Below are 13,221 nucleotides of genomic sequence, written 5' to 3'. Positions count from 1 at the left end.
TCCGACGGGATGCGCGATGCGCTGGCCCGTTGGCAGGACACGCTGCGCGCGGTGGACGGTCGGGCGGAAAACACGATCACCGCTTATCGGAGCGATGTTCAGGGGTTCCTGTCCTTTCTCGCGGTCCATTTCGGCGACAGCCTCGGCCCGGCCGCGCTCGGGCGGGTCAAGGTCGCGGACATGCGCGCCTGGATGGCGCAAGAACGCGCTGCCGGACTGTCCGCCCGCTCCCTCGCGCGCGCGCTGTCCGCCGTGAAGACATTTGCCGGCTGGCTGGCCGAACGGGAGGGCTACGACGTGACCGCGATTCTCGCCACCCGTTCTCCGAAGTTTCGCCGCAAGCTGCCGCGCCCCCTGGCTGAGGACGCGGCCCGTGCGATGCTGGACACGGTAGAGATCCAGTCCGGGGAGCCGTGGGTCGCGGCGCGGGACGTTGCGGTGGTCACCTTGCTCTATGGTTGTGGCCTCCGGATTTCGGAGGCGATCGGGCTGCGTGGCGCGGATTGGCCTTTTGGCGAGGCGCTGAGAATCCGGGGCAAGGGCAACAAGGAACGGATCGTACCGGTGCTCGCGGCCGCCTCCGATGCCGTTGCCGAGTACGTCGCGCTTTGTCCCCACGATCTCGCCCCCGAAGAAGCGCTGTTTCGCGGCAAAAAGGGCGGCGCGCTGAACCCGCGACTGATCGCAAAGGTGATGGAACGCAGCCGCCTGCAACTCGGGCTGCCGGCCTCCGCCACGCCGCACGCCATGCGCCACAGCTTCGCCACCCACCTGCTGAACGCCGGAGGCGACCTCAGGTCCATTCAGGAGCTCCTCGGACATGCGTCGCTCTCGACGACCCAGGCCTATACGGCTGTGGACACCGCCCGGCTGATGGAGGTCTATCGGTCAGCCCATCCCAAGGCCTAGCGGACAGCCCCCGAAACCGCCGCGCAATGGCGTTCATCGCGCCCTCACCGGCACGCCATGCCCATTTCCGGTGTTCGGGCAACGCAGCTATCGAAGCCAAGGACCGCAATTGCAGCCCCTACGTCGATTCGGCACGGAAGGCACCTTCCACCCCGCCGATCGGCAATGGCGACTTTTCAACAACGCTGGCCTCCAATCGTGCCTACCACCAGATCGGACGCCACAACGGTTTGCATCCCACGCCCGTTTTCTGCATCAACGTCGCATGAAGACGCCGCACCGCGCATACTCCGTCCACCTCCTCACCGCCACCGGGGCCGTTCTGGCCATGCTCGCCCTCCTTGAGGCGGTCGACTACGACTGGCCGATGATGTTCCTCTGGCTGGTCGTTGCCTTCATGGTCGACGGGATCGACGGCCCGCTGGCACGGAAATTCGATGTCTGGACCCATGCACCGCAGGTCGATGGTGCCTTGCTGGACCTGATCATAGACTACCTCACCTACGTGTTCATCCCGGCATTCGCCCTGTATGCCTCGGGGCTTCTGGGGGGCTGGATGGGGTGGTTCGGTCTCTTTGCGATAACCTTCGCCAGTGCGCTCTACTTCGCCGACACCAGGATGAAGACCGAGGACAAGAGCTTTTCCGGGTTTCCCGGCTGCTGGAACATGGTCGTCATCGTCCTGTTCGCCATTCGTCCGCCGGACTGGGTCTCGCTGCTAGTCATTCTTCTGCTGACGGTCGCGATGTTCTCCGACATTCGCTTCATCCACCCGGTCCGCACAGCCCGCTGGCGCGCCGTGTCGCTTCCGGTGGCAATCGCCTGGACCTTCTGTGCGGCCTGGGCTGCCTGGACCAGCTTCGATCCGCAGGGCTGGGCACAGGTCGGACTGCTGATCACCTCCGCCTATCTTCTGCTGGCGGGTCTTGCGCAGCAGATCCTCGCCAGACGGGCTCCGGAAGGCGCCTAACCTGCGGCGTGCAAGGCCAGATTTCCGCCGGACAAGACACGATCAATGGGCAGGTGCAAAGAACGGCCGATGCGCCGTGTGTTTCGCCTCGGCACCAGAGAAAGGGCGGCCCGAAGGCCGCCCAATAGCATTAGCCAAGCGCGTCGTTGCAACGCTTGCAGGTGCCCGGGTGGGCATGGTCGCCCACGTCCGGCAGGATCTTCCAGCACCGCTGGCACTTCTCACCCTCCGCGCGGGCGAAAACGACGCCGACACCCTCCACGTCATCGAGCCTGAAGGCCCCGTCCGGCGCCGCCGAGTTGGTGATCGTGATCTGCGAAGCAATGCAGATATCGGCGAAGTTTGCCGCCCGGAGCAAGGTGACAAGAGTTTCGTCCTCGACGTACACTTCCGGCGCCGCCTCCAGGCTGGACCCGATCACTTTCTCGCGGCGCTGCACTTCCAGCGCGGCGGTTACAACGCGGCGGACCTTGCGCACGCGCTCCACGAGGCTCGCGATTTCCAGGCTGCGCCACTCGGCCGGGGTTTGCGGAATGTCCTGAAGGTGAAGCGAGCTGTCGTCGCCCGGGTAGCGATCCAGCCAGACCTCTTCCATCGTGAACACCAGCACCGGCGCAAGCCAGGTGGTGAGCCGGTGGAACAGCAGGTCCAGCACCGTCAGCGCAGCGCGTCGGAACCGGCTGTCATCGGCATCGCAATACAGCGCGTCCTTGCGGATGTCGAAGTAGAAAGCCGACAGGTCCACGGTCGCGAAGTTGAAGACATTCTGGAACACGCCCTGGAAATCGTAGGCCGCGTAGCCCTTGCGTACCTCCTCGTCGAGTTCCGACAGTCGGTGCAGCACCCAGCGTTCCAACGGCGGCATGTCCGCCGGAGCCAAGGGCTCGATCTTCTCGAACTCACCGAGGCTCCCCAACAGGAAGCGCATCGTGTTGCGCAGCCTGCGATAGCTGTCGGCGACGTTCTTGAGGATCTCCGGGCCGATCCGCAGGTCAGCGGTGTAGTCGGACTGCGCCACCCAAAGGCGCAGGATATCCGCCCCGTATTGCTTGATGACCTGCTCTGGCGCGACCGTGTTGCCGAGCGACTTGGACATCTTGTTGCCCTTCTCGTCCAGCGTGAAACCGTGCGTCAGCACACCGCGATAAGGTGCGCGGCCATTGGTGCCACAGCTTTGCAGCATCGAGGAGTGGAACCAGCCGCGATGCTGGTCGGTGCCTTCAAGGTAGAGATCGGCAATGCCATCCTCGGAACCATCCGCGCGGTCGCGCAGGACGAACGCATGGGTCGAGCCGGAATCGAACCACACGTCCAGGATGTCGAACACCTGTTCATATGCATCGGCATCGTAGTCGTTGCCCAGGAACCGGGCCTTGGCGCCCTCCTTGTACCAGGCATCGGCGCCCTCGGCCTCAAACGCCGCGACAATACGCTGGTTCACGGCCTCGTCGCGCAGAAGGTAGTCGTCGTCATGCGGCGAGGCACCCTTCTTAACGAAGCAGGTCAGCGGCACGCCCCAGGCACGCTGGCGCGACAGCACCCAGTCCGGCCGCGCCTCGATCATCGAGTAGAGCCGGTTCCGTCCGGCCGGCGGCGTCCACGTGACCATTTCGTCGATACACTTGAGCGCCCGGCTGCGGATCGTCTTGCCATAATCGTCCTGACCGTCGCCGACCTCGCGGTCGATGGCGGCAAACCACTGCGAGGTGTTGCGGAAGATCAGCGGCGCCTTGGACCGCCAGGAATGCGGGTAGGAGTGCTTGATCCGGCCACGCGCGATCAGGGCATCGGCCCCGACCATGGCGTCGATCACCCGCTTGTTGGCATCCTTCTCCTTGCCCTTGTGGTCAAAGATCACGGCGCCCCCGAACAGCGGCAGGCTGGGCCGGAAAGACCCGTCTTCCATGACGTTGTGGGTCATCTTCAGACCGTGCTTGACGCCAATGATGAAGTCGTCGGCACCGTGGCTCGGCGCGGTATGCACGAACCCCGTTCCGGCCTCGTCGGTCACGTGGTCCCCCGGCAGGAGCGGCACTTCGTAGTCCCACTCGCCCTCGCCCCCTTCGATACCGGCAAAGGGGTGCGCGCAGACCATCAGGTCAAGCTGCTCGGCGGTCACGGCCTCCTTGCGCTCGTAGGCGTCGACGCGGGCAGCCTTCATGACCTCCGCTGCGAGGTTGTCGGCCAGCAGGTATTCGTCGCCCACCCTGGCCCAGTTGTCGTCGGGCGCCTCGGTGACCTTGTAGAGCCCGTAGGACAGCTCCGGGTTGAATGCCACGGCGCGGTTGGACGGGATCGTCCACGGCGTGGTCGTCCAGATGATCACATTGACCCCGCGCTGCGACTGTCGCGCGCCGTGTTTGTCCAGCGCGCGCACGACCGGGAACTTCACCCAGATCGTGTGCGACGTGTGATCGTGGTATTCGACCTCGGCCTCGGCCAGAGCCGTTTTCTCGACAACGGACCACATGACCGGCTTGGACCCCTGGTAGAGCGTGCCGTTCATCAGGAACTTCATGAACTCCTCGGCGATCACGGCCTCGGCGTGGTAGTTCATCGTCAGGTAGGGATCGTCCCAGTTACCCGTCACACCCAGACGCTTGAACTCCTCGCGCTGGATGTCGATCCAGGTGTCGGCGAAGGCGCGGCATTCCTGCCGAAGCTCCAGCACCGGAACCTCGTCCTTGTTCTTGCCCTTCTGGCGGTACTGCTCCTCGATCTTCCACTCGATGGGAAGGCCGTGGCAGTCCCAGCCCGGGATATAGCGGGCATCCTTGCCCATCATCTGCTGGGAGCGGACCACCATGTCCTTGAGGATCTTGTTCAGCGCGTGCCCGATATGCAGGTTGCCGTTGGCATAGGGAGGGCCATCGTGCAGCGTGAACGGCGGACGGGTCTGCGCCTCGGCCTTCTCGCGCAGCTTTTCATAGACCCCGATCTGCGCCCAGCGATCGAGCCAGCCGGGCTCGCGCTTGGGCAGGCCCGCACGCATCGGGAAATCGGTGCGGGGCAGGTTCAGGGTGGACTTGTAGTCGGGCGTCGTCGGGTCGGTGGTCTCGGCGCACATGGGGTTCGCGTCCTTCGGATCTCGAATGTCTGGGATGTGGGGCGGCGCGGTCTTCCAAACGCCTTGTCCCGGCGGCTCGTCTGATCAGAGCGCCGGGCTGCTAATTCGAATGATGATCGACCGTATCAGCATCTTGGGTGCCGCTATAGACTGCCCGCCCCGAAGGGTCCAGAGCGTCGGCATGTCGCTGCGGTGCACGGCGGCGCTCACGATGCGCGTTGCACCGCTACCCCGCAAAGGGGGTCTCATGTGTCTTGCATCGCCGCCGAGCTGGGGCCGTGTGCAACGGGCCTTTGCAATCCCGGTGTCCACAGGTCAGGCGGACAGGCCCTACGGATCGTCCGGCGCTCTCCACGCCTTCGGCGCTTCGCGCGTGTAGCCATCGAACAGGAATCCGCCATCCGGCGTCAGGACCTCTTCCGACACGTGGATGACCCCCGCGATGTCGCCGTCCGAGAACGCTGCTGCAAAGGCCTGCGTGAAACGTTCGCAGAATTCCGGATCGAGACGCCGGAGCCTCCGCGGAATGCTCTTGCCCTTTGCCGCCCACAAGCTCCGCGATCGGCAGTAGTGGTTGGCGATTGCCGGATACAGGCTTGCCAGGACCGGCAGCCGTTCCTCCGGGCTGTGCGCCCCGCGAATGTCCTGGACCATGTCGGTAATGGCATAGCGTGAGTTGTCCCGGTCGAGACGCCCCCAAGGGATCGGTCCGGCCTCCAGGACCTCGTTGGCCATGGCCTTGATCCGTTCGCCAGGTTCTGTCCTGCCGGCGATCTCGATGCCCTCGCTGACCATGTTGGGCAACGAGGGCACCCCGGAGGGGCGGTCCACTTCCCGGAAGAAATACGACAGCGTGCAGGGATCATGGAGGAAGGCCTCAACCGGCCAGCCGGAAAAGGTGAAGGATTGCCGCCGGGCCTGCGCGACACGGTCGAACACGACCACGAGGTCAAGATCCGACGTGGGAGTCGCTTCGCCGCGGACAACGGACCCGGCGAGCAGCACGACATTTGCGGATGGGAACATCTGGGCTCGGATCTCCCCGGCCGCTGCAATCGCCTCCGACAGATCCCGGATCAATGCGCATCCTCCCGTTTCAAAGCCGTGCCAACCGTCAGTCGGCGCCAAACAGCCCCGACAGCGCCCGCTTCACCAAGGAGGTGACCGACGGCCGTTTCAGACGCGCGAAGGGCAACGGCCGACAAACCTCGATCGCGGCCACGCCGACGCGCGCGGTCAACGCCCCGTTGACGATTCCCTCGCCGAACCGGCGTGAAACCTTGCTGAGCACGCCGCCGCCCGCGACCGAGCCGATCAGGTCGTCCCCGACCGCCACGGCCCCGGTCGCCACCAGATGGGTCAGAACGGAGCGCGTCAGGCGCAGGCTTCCCAGCGTGCCGGCCCGTGCGCCGTAGATCTCCCCGACTCGCCGGATCATCCGCACCGTGGAAACAAGCGCTGTCGCCACATCAGCAAGCGCAAGTGGGACGATGGCGGTCACGGTGGCCACCTGCCGCGCGGCTGCCTCCACCTCGCGGCGCGCCGCGGCATCGAGGGGCGCCATGAGCTCCGCCTCCGCAAGCCCGAGCAATGCCTCCGCGTCGAATTGCTCGTCCGCCCGCTCCTTCAGTCGTTCAAGGCTCCAGTCCAGATCCTTGCGCGGGGCGTAGAGCGTCTCCAGCCGAGCCACGACCTTCCGGGCCAGTTCCAGGTCCTCGCCCGCCATGGCCGCCTCGGCGTCGCGATGCACGCCATCGAGACGGGCCAGCCGGAAGAACCCGGCAAGTTCGCGCAGGGCGAGGCCAAGGCAGGCCACCAGGAACACAATTGCCAGCACAAGCGCGATGCCGCCAAGAAGCTGGTTGCGTGCCAGCAACCCGGTCACGAAATCCCAGGCCGCGACCGAGGCGCCGAAACCGACCAGCCCGACAAACCCGCCCCAGAACATCCGCCCGAGTGGGGATGGTTTGCGCGCGCCTATGACCGCGACCGTCTGCATGGCCCGCCCCGTGGGCAGGTCCGGCGTGACGTCCGGCACCGGCGGTGCCTCAGCGGGGCCTGGCTGCGGCTCCACGGCGTCCTCAAACTCGATGATGACCGGTCCCTTGGGAGAGTCACTCATGTCCGGCTCCATTCCAGCCGCACGTCCGGCAGCTTTTCCTCGTTGCCCGCGCCATCGGTCGCCTCGACCTCCAGAAACCCATGCCTGGCATAGAACCGGCGCGCGCGGCTGTTGGCCTGAAAGGTCCAGAGACACAGCCGGGTGCGCCTTGCCTGCGCTTCTACGATCAGCGCGGATCCCACACCGCGGCTCCGGGCGCTCTCCGCAACGTAGAGCGCCGGGATCTCGGCGCCTTCAAGGCACAGGAACCCATCGACCTCGCTCCCGCAGGCCACCTCGGCCTCCGTGGTCTCCAGGAGCCGTGCCACGAACCGCTTCGTTCCCTCCAGCCTGTGCAGGTCGGGCATCCAGGGGGTCTGGTCGAGCCAGGTCTGAAGGATTGCCGCCATCTCCGGCACGTCCCCGATGGTCGCGGTGCGCAGGCGGATCATCGCAGGCGATCCCCGACCAGAAACTCCGCAGCGCGGTCCAGACGGATATGCGGCGGCCCTTCGCCCGGCTTCAGCGTCCCCGAGGCGGGCGCGAAATGCATCACGGCGTAGTCGTCGTCGAGCCATTCCGACGCGCCATCGCGGGCCGGCACGAGGAGTTGCGAAGGGTCCTCCGGCAGGGTGCCGGGATAGAGCGCCGCCTCCCGGCCGGTCTCCAGTAATCGACCCCGTACCATCCCGAGGGTCTCTCCCTTGACCTCCCGGGTTTCCTCGACCGTTGCCCGCAAGGCCGCGATGGCCATGGCCCGGGTCTTCGCCCCGGCAAAGTCGGCTCGATCCCGTGCCTGGCGCAGCATGGCCTCCATGATCGCGGTCATACGATTGTGCTGGGTATGGTGGATGTGATCGGCCTTTGTCGCCGCAAAGAGAATGCGGTCGACCCGCTTCATCCCAAGCAACCGTGCCAGCCATGCAGTACGTCCGGGCCGGAAAGCGCCGAGAATACGGTTCATCGACCGCGACAGGTCGTCCATTGCGCGGGGTCCGGAGTGGATTGCCCCCAGCAGGTCCACAAGGACCACCTGCCGGTCGATCCGGGCGAAATGGTCGCGGAAGAAGGGGCGAACGACCTTTGATTTGTAGGCCTCGTAGCGCCGTTCCATCTCGCGGCGGAGCGATCCCTTCGGAGCCCGCCCCGCGCCCGGTGGCAGGGGGGCGAAGGTCAAGGCCGGCGACCCCTCCATGTCTCCCGGCATCAGGAAGCGCCCGGGGGTGCAATCGGAATAGCCCGCACGCCGCGCCGCTCGCAGGTAGGCGGTATAGGCACGCGCGATATCCCTCGCCGACCGCTCTTCTAACCCGGCATCGGCATCGAGCCCTTCGAGCGCCGCAAGAAACCCGCCGGCCTCCTCTCGTGCGCTGGCAATCTCCAGGATCTCGGTCGACCATTCGGCGTAGTCCATTTCCATCAGACCGAGGTCCAGAAGCCATTCGCCCGGGTAGTCGATGATGTCGAGATGCAATGTTCGCGGCCCGGAGAGCGCCCCTATCATGCCTTGAGGCTGCACCTTCAGTGAAAGGCGAAGCTCCGAAACCGAGCTTGTAGGCTCCGGCCATTGTGGCGAGGGGCCGGTCAGGTCATCCAGATGCGCCTCGAAATCGAAGCGCGGCACGGTGTCGTCGGGCTGCGGCTGCAACCATGCCGAGCGGATGGAACCATCGGCGACCGCCTGCAGCCCCGGCATGCGCCCCCGGTCCATGAGATTGGCCACCAGCGAAGTGATGAACACCGTCTTGCCCGCCCGTGCGAGCCCGGTCACCCCGATACGCAGGGTCGGCTCAAGGAAAGCCTCCGAAAAGGCCGCTCCCGCGCCTTCGACACCCTGAACGAGCCCGTCCGCGATCCGCCCGATTACCACTGATGCCTCCTGCAGCCACGGTGACCTACATATGGGCCCGTTGGCGGGCTGCCTAGGGGGAATGGCGTCCTGTGGTCCCGGGTTCGACGTGCCGATGCGCCTGAACCCTGCACCGCAGGCCGAGCGCCAGGCGTCACCGCGGGCCAGCCTCACCTGCCGCGATGCCGTGACAAGCGAGTGGGGCAGGTCCCCTCCGCCGTCGATGCCACTGGCATCTCGAGCCGTTTGGGGCCGGGCGCCCCTACGGGGCGGGGCGGCTGGACAGGCCGCCCTGTTTTGGCTAAGCGCCGCCCATGCCCCGCTATGCCCTGAAGATAGAATATGACGGCGCGCCGTTTTCCGGCTGGCAGCGCCAAAAGGACCACCCGAGCGTGCAAGGCGCGGTCGAAGCCGCGCTGCGGCGGCTGGAGGCCGATTGCCCGCCGATCGCTGCGGCCGGCCGGACAGATGCAGGCGTGCATGCGCTTGGACAGGTGGCCCATGCCGACATGGCCAAGCACTGGGATCCGTTCCGCCTGTCGGAGGCGCTGAACCACCACCTGAAGCCGCATCCGGTTGTGATCGTCGATGTTGCCGAAGTGGAGGACAGCTGGCACGCGCGCTTCTCCGCCCATGAACGGCGCTACCTGTTCCGGCTTCTGAACCGCAGGGCGCCGGCCGGGCTGCGTGCGGGCAAGGTCTGGCAGGTCGCCACGCCACTCGACGTGGGTCCGATGCGGCAGGCCGCGTACTCGCTTCTGGGCCGGCACGACTTTACGACATTCCGCGCCTCGGAATGCCAGGCCGACAGCCCGGTCCGGACCCTCGACCGGCTGGATATCGAACAGGTCTCCACGCCGCTGGGGCCGGAGATCCACTTCCATGTCGAAGCCCGATCTTTCCTCCACAACCAGGTCCGCAGCTTCGTGGGAACATTGGAGCGGGTCGGAGCCGGGGCCTGGGCGCCGGAGGACGTCAAGGCAGCGCTCGATGCGCGGGATCGGGCGGCCTGCGGGCCTGTGTGTCCGCCTCAGGGCCTCTACCTCGCCGGCGTCGGCTATCCGCAAGATCCCTTCGCGGCACTATAAGAACAGGCTCCTCAAAGCGGCCTGGCCAATCCCCCTCGCGTCGAGTTGGTCCATGGATGCGACGGGCGAATTCGACCAACTCGCCGTAGGAGCAACCGCAGCAAGGGGCGGCGGCTTCGAACGGTGCTATGGGCAGCCCCTTGGAGCGGCACTATCCGGATACAGTCCCACTTGCCCCAGACCTTCCGGGGTCACGCGCGTCCTGATGCCTCAGTGCGCTCCGACTTCCACCGCATTGAGATCCTTCAGGAGCCGCCCATGCTTGCGCACGGCCGCGACCACCTCCCCGAAGGTGCGGTAGCCCTGCCCTTCCAACATCGGGATCATCATCTCCAGTGCTGCCGCCGTCGCGATCGTGTCGCCCATGGCGGTGTGGCGCGCCTCCGGTGGGATCACGATCCCCAGCCGCTCGGTCAGGGCATCCAGGGTATGGGTCTCCGACTGCCCGAAGACCACGGCGGACAGCAGAACGGTGTCCAGCACCGGGTTTTCGAACCGTTTTCCGATCCCCGCCTCGTGGCGGCGCAGGAACTCCATGTCGAAAGGCGCGTTGTGGGCCACCAGCACAGCGCCTTGCGCGAAGCCGTGGAAGCGCCGTCCGACCACGTCGATTGTCGGCGCATTCGCCACCATCTCGTTGGTGACATGGTGAACCTCGGTTGCAGAGGCCGGAATCGGGCGCTGCGGGTTCACGAGGCTTTCGAAGGTCTCGCCGGGGATCCGCTTGCCGCCAAGCAGCCGCAACGCGGCGATCTGTACGATCTCGTCGCCCGAGGATGGCAGCAGGCCGGTCGTCTCCGTGTCGAACACCACACAGGTCAACTCCCGCAACGGGGTTTCGGCCAGTTCGCCTGTGGGATCCCGGTCCATCAGATCGAAATCGTAGACCGCGGAACGACGCGGCGCAGGCGCTGGCGCGCCCACTGGCCAGGCCTCGCGGAGCGGCAATCGCAACAGACGCCGCCCGGCCGCACCGGGCTCCGGCCAGCTCTCGGTGGCATGTGCGTCGAGGATTGTGCGCCCGGTCACATTCGCCAACCCGACCTCCAGGCGCACATCCAGCCAACCCTCCAGCAATCCGACCTGAAGGACATCGCCGGCCCATCCGATGGTGATCATCGCGCCGCCTTCCTCGTCATCGGCAATCCGCAGCGACAGCGCGCGCGCGCCAATGACAGTCACAAGGCGTTCGCACAGATGGGTCAGCAGGGCCACCATGTGGAAGGCGTCCACCCGCAGCATGACCCGTTCGGCCTCGGCGATCAGATTGACGCCCTCGTGCGCAACCCGTGCCACGACGGAATCCACCAGTTCCGATCCCCGGATCTCCTCCATCGGCCACCACCCGCCACGAGCGGAATCGTAGCGATGCGCCAGATCGGTGATTGCATGGGCCAGTGCCGAGACCTCGCCCATGAGCGCTTGCCGCCCGTCGCCGTTTTCCAGCACACCGGCATCGAGCACGGTTTGCAGGTTTGCCGCCGGGCGGCGCACCTGGTCGAACACATCCTCCAGGAGGCCTTCCCGCACGGAGTGCAACGCCATGTCCGCGGTGATGTCCCGAAGGGTCAGCACGTAGCCTGGCGATTCCGAGGTGCGCTGCGGGAGTTTCACCAGCCGCATGCGACCGGCAAGCACTTCCAGAGAGTGGGTTGCAGTGCACAGGACATCACAGGCGGCGTCGTCGTCCTCGGCCGACACCAGCCGTTGGTAGGCATTCCGGATTGGAGACGGGCTGAGGTAGTCCAGAACCGAGCGATCGAGGCCCGGCGCGACCTCCCCGGTCAGGATCTGCTGCGCCCGGCCATTGTAGAAGACGATCTGGTGATCGGACGAGCAGAGCAGCACCCCTTCCGGCACATCGCCAAGCAACGCCTGCAACCGCGCGTTTTCCACCGCCAGCCGGGTTGTTTCACGCTCCACGGCCTCGGCGAGTGCGTTCTTCGTCTCGCTCAGCGAGCCGGTGATTGCCTGCGCCGCGGGAGCAAGATCGCCGAGGTAGCGGGCCGGCTCATGGTCGAGATCGCCATCGATATCCGCGTGTGCCCGGGCGCGCAGCCCGCCGGCGAGTTTCTGGATCGCCTTGGCGACATTCTCGTCGAACAGGAACCAGACCCAGACCACGAGGCCCAGGATCCCGAACCCCGCAATCAACCCGGCAAAGGTGAACCCCGAGGCAACGCCATGTTCGTCCACCCGCCGATATCCGGACCAGAGCCCGAGCGCGACCGCCGCAAGCCCGCCAAGCGCCACGAGGGCAAAGAAGAGGAAGACACGAAGCCTGAGGCTGAGTTTCCGCGCTAGCCATTCATGCATCATTTGCCTCCGCCTGCCCGGACAGCAAGTCCCGGGCCTGCTCCAGAAGGTGAGACAAGTCGAAGGGTTTGGCAATGAACCCGTCGGCCCCGAGGGCAAGCCCCTTGCGGCGTTCCATTGCATTGCCTCGCGCGGTCATCATCAGGATGCGCACATCCGACAGGTCGTCTTCGAGCCGCACCGCCTGGCAGACCTCGTAGCCGGAGATCCCCGGCAGCATCACATCGAGAAGCACGAGGTCGGGGCGCTCCGCACGGATCGCGGGCAAGGCGGAATCGCCATCGGCGACACGGCTCACCGCCCAACCCTCCCGACCCAGGACATGGGTGAGTGCCAGCGCGATGTTGTCCTCGTCTTCCACGATCAGGATACGGGCGGGACGATCGGTTCCGGTCATGGTCGGATCTCCTTGCACACGGTGGTGAGGGTCGGGTCGTCGGCAGGCAGCATCGCCCAATCGGCCTCGGCCACGGCGCCGCTATCGTCAAAGGTGATAGTGTCGTTGAGAGGTGCGATGCGGTTGTCGGTGCAGTCAAACACCATCTGCACCTCACGCGGGGCCTTCCAGCGTGCGAAGAAGAACATTTTGGCCATCGCCTGATCCGGCACGGTATCGTTGGTCCGGACGGAAGCCAGATCGACCGCCGTGAACCCGTCGGTCATCGGCCAGACATAGGTCCACGGCCGCCAGAACGCAGAGCTTTCGCGCGTGCTGGTGATCTCGACGCCTTCGGGGAAATCCGCCGTATTGGTCTCGAACCAAGCGTATTCCATCCGGATCGCAAGGGCGATCATGCAGGCGCCGGCGGCCACCGGCATGCTCCACCGCGGTAGACGACCACCGCTCAACCAGTTTGCGGCCATTGCGGCACCCGCGCCGAAAAAACCGGCCGCAACAGCGGCTATCAGTTCCAGAAACAT

General features: G+C 65.9%; 11 protein-coding genes. 3 read left to right on the top strand and 8 right to left on the bottom strand.

The window, feature by feature from the left end; all coding sequences use genetic code 11:
* The first annotated feature begins 9 nt into the window (after positions 1-9).
* The gene (locus CLV78_RS15370; RefSeq protein ID WP_211301004.1) at positions 10-909 is read left to right on the top strand and encodes a tyrosine recombinase XerC; all 900 of its coding nucleotides are present in this window, start codon (positions 10-12) and stop codon (positions 907-909) included.
* 265 nt (positions 910-1,174) lie between these two features.
* Complete coding sequence (locus CLV78_RS15360; RefSeq protein ID WP_106205706.1) at positions 1,175-1,879, top strand: CDP-alcohol phosphatidyltransferase family protein; 705 nt, start codon at positions 1,175-1,177, stop codon at positions 1,877-1,879.
* Positions 1,880-2,009: 130 nt separating this feature from the next.
* Here the strand turns inward: CLV78_RS15360 and ileS are convergent, their stop codons facing one another.
* The 5 genes from ileS to CLV78_RS15335 form a co-directional block, all read right to left on the bottom strand.
* On the bottom strand, positions 2,010-4,946 hold the full coding sequence (gene ileS, locus CLV78_RS15355; RefSeq protein ID WP_106205705.1) for an isoleucine--tRNA ligase: 2,937 nt from the start codon (positions 4,944-4,946) through the stop codon (positions 2,010-2,012).
* Positions 4,947-5,276: 330 nt separating this feature from the next.
* Complete coding sequence (locus CLV78_RS15350) at positions 5,277-6,026, bottom strand: nucleotidyltransferase domain-containing protein (protein WP_106205704.1); 750 nt, start codon at positions 6,024-6,026, stop codon at positions 5,277-5,279.
* Positions 6,027-6,060: 34 nt separating this feature from the next.
* A complete protein-coding gene (locus CLV78_RS15345; protein WP_106205799.1) occupies positions 6,061-7,068 on the bottom strand; it encodes a YcjF family protein in 1,008 nt (335 codons plus the stop codon).
* Positions 7,065-7,499, bottom strand: coding sequence for a GNAT family N-acetyltransferase (locus tag CLV78_RS15340; protein WP_106205703.1), 435 nt, complete (start codon positions 7,497-7,499; stop codon positions 7,065-7,067). Before CLV78_RS15340 ends, CLV78_RS15345 begins: the two co-directional genes overlap by 4 nt.
* Positions 7,496-8,917 carry a YcjX family GTP-binding protein gene (locus tag CLV78_RS15335; protein ID WP_106205702.1) on the bottom strand — a complete coding sequence of 474 codons (1,422 nt, stop codon included), beginning with the start codon at positions 8,915-8,917 and terminating at the stop codon, positions 7,496-7,498. Before CLV78_RS15335 ends, CLV78_RS15340 begins: the two co-directional genes overlap by 4 nt.
* 293 nt (positions 8,918-9,210) lie before the next feature.
* On the opposite strand from CLV78_RS15335, the gene truA reads away from it, so the two are divergent.
* Entirely contained in the window at positions 9,211-9,984 is a 774-nt protein-coding gene (truA, locus tag CLV78_RS15330) for a tRNA pseudouridine(38-40) synthase TruA (RefSeq protein WP_106205701.1), read from the top strand.
* 210 nt (positions 9,985-10,194) lie between these two features.
* On the opposite strand, the gene CLV78_RS15325 is transcribed toward truA, so the two are convergent.
* The 3 genes from CLV78_RS15325 to CLV78_RS15315 are packed head-to-tail and all read right to left on the bottom strand — an operon-like array spanning position 10,195 to position 13,221.
* Positions 10,195-12,300 carry a 3'-5' exonuclease gene (locus CLV78_RS15325; RefSeq protein WP_106205700.1) on the bottom strand — a complete coding sequence of 702 codons (2,106 nt, stop codon included), beginning with the start codon at positions 12,298-12,300 and terminating at the stop codon, positions 10,195-10,197.
* Entirely contained in the window at positions 12,293-12,697 is a 405-nt protein-coding gene (locus CLV78_RS15320; RefSeq protein WP_106205699.1) for a response regulator transcription factor, read from the bottom strand. Before CLV78_RS15320 ends, CLV78_RS15325 begins: the two co-directional genes overlap by 8 nt.
* On the bottom strand, positions 12,694-13,221 hold the full coding sequence (locus tag CLV78_RS15315) for a hypothetical protein (RefSeq protein WP_106205698.1): 528 nt from the start codon (positions 13,219-13,221) through the stop codon (positions 12,694-12,696). Before CLV78_RS15315 ends, CLV78_RS15320 begins: the two co-directional genes overlap by 4 nt.

The sequence above is a fragment of the Aliiruegeria haliotis genome, from assembly GCF_003003255.1.
Taxonomy (GTDB): domain Bacteria; phylum Pseudomonadota; class Alphaproteobacteria; order Rhodobacterales; family Rhodobacteraceae; genus Tropicimonas; species Tropicimonas haliotis.
Note: the sequence above shows the minus strand (reverse complement) of the source record. Positions and strands in the feature narration are given on the sequence as shown.

Bases quoted from the DNA above. Each gene is read 5' to 3' on its own strand.
- CLV78_RS15370 (WP_211301004.1), top strand. From the start codon at position 10: ATGCGCGATGCGCTGGCCCGTTGGCAGGACACGCTGCGCGCGGTGGAC.
- CLV78_RS15360 (WP_106205706.1), top strand. From the start codon at position 1,175: ATGAAGACGCCGCACCGCGCATACTCCGTCCACCTCCTCACCGCCACC.
- ileS (WP_106205705.1), bottom strand. From the start codon at position 4,946: ATGTGCGCCGAGACCACCGACCCGACGACGCCCGACTACAAGTCCACC.
- CLV78_RS15345 (WP_106205799.1), bottom strand. From the start codon at position 7,068: ATGAGTGACTCTCCCAAGGGACCGGTCATCATCGAGTTTGAGGACGCC.
- CLV78_RS15340 (WP_106205703.1), bottom strand. From the start codon at position 7,499: ATGATCCGCCTGCGCACCGCGACCATCGGGGACGTGCCGGAGATGGCG.
- truA (WP_106205701.1), top strand. From the start codon at position 9,211: ATGCCCCGCTATGCCCTGAAGATAGAATATGACGGCGCGCCGTTTTCC.
- CLV78_RS15325 (WP_106205700.1), bottom strand. From the start codon at position 12,300: ATGCATGAATGGCTAGCGCGGAAACTCAGCCTCAGGCTTCGTGTCTTC.
- CLV78_RS15320 (WP_106205699.1), bottom strand. From the start codon at position 12,697: ATGACCGGAACCGATCGTCCCGCCCGTATCCTGATCGTGGAAGACGAG.
- CLV78_RS15315 (WP_106205698.1), bottom strand. From the start codon at position 13,221: ATGTTTCTGGAACTGATAGCCGCTGTTGCGGCCGGTTTTTTCGGCGCG.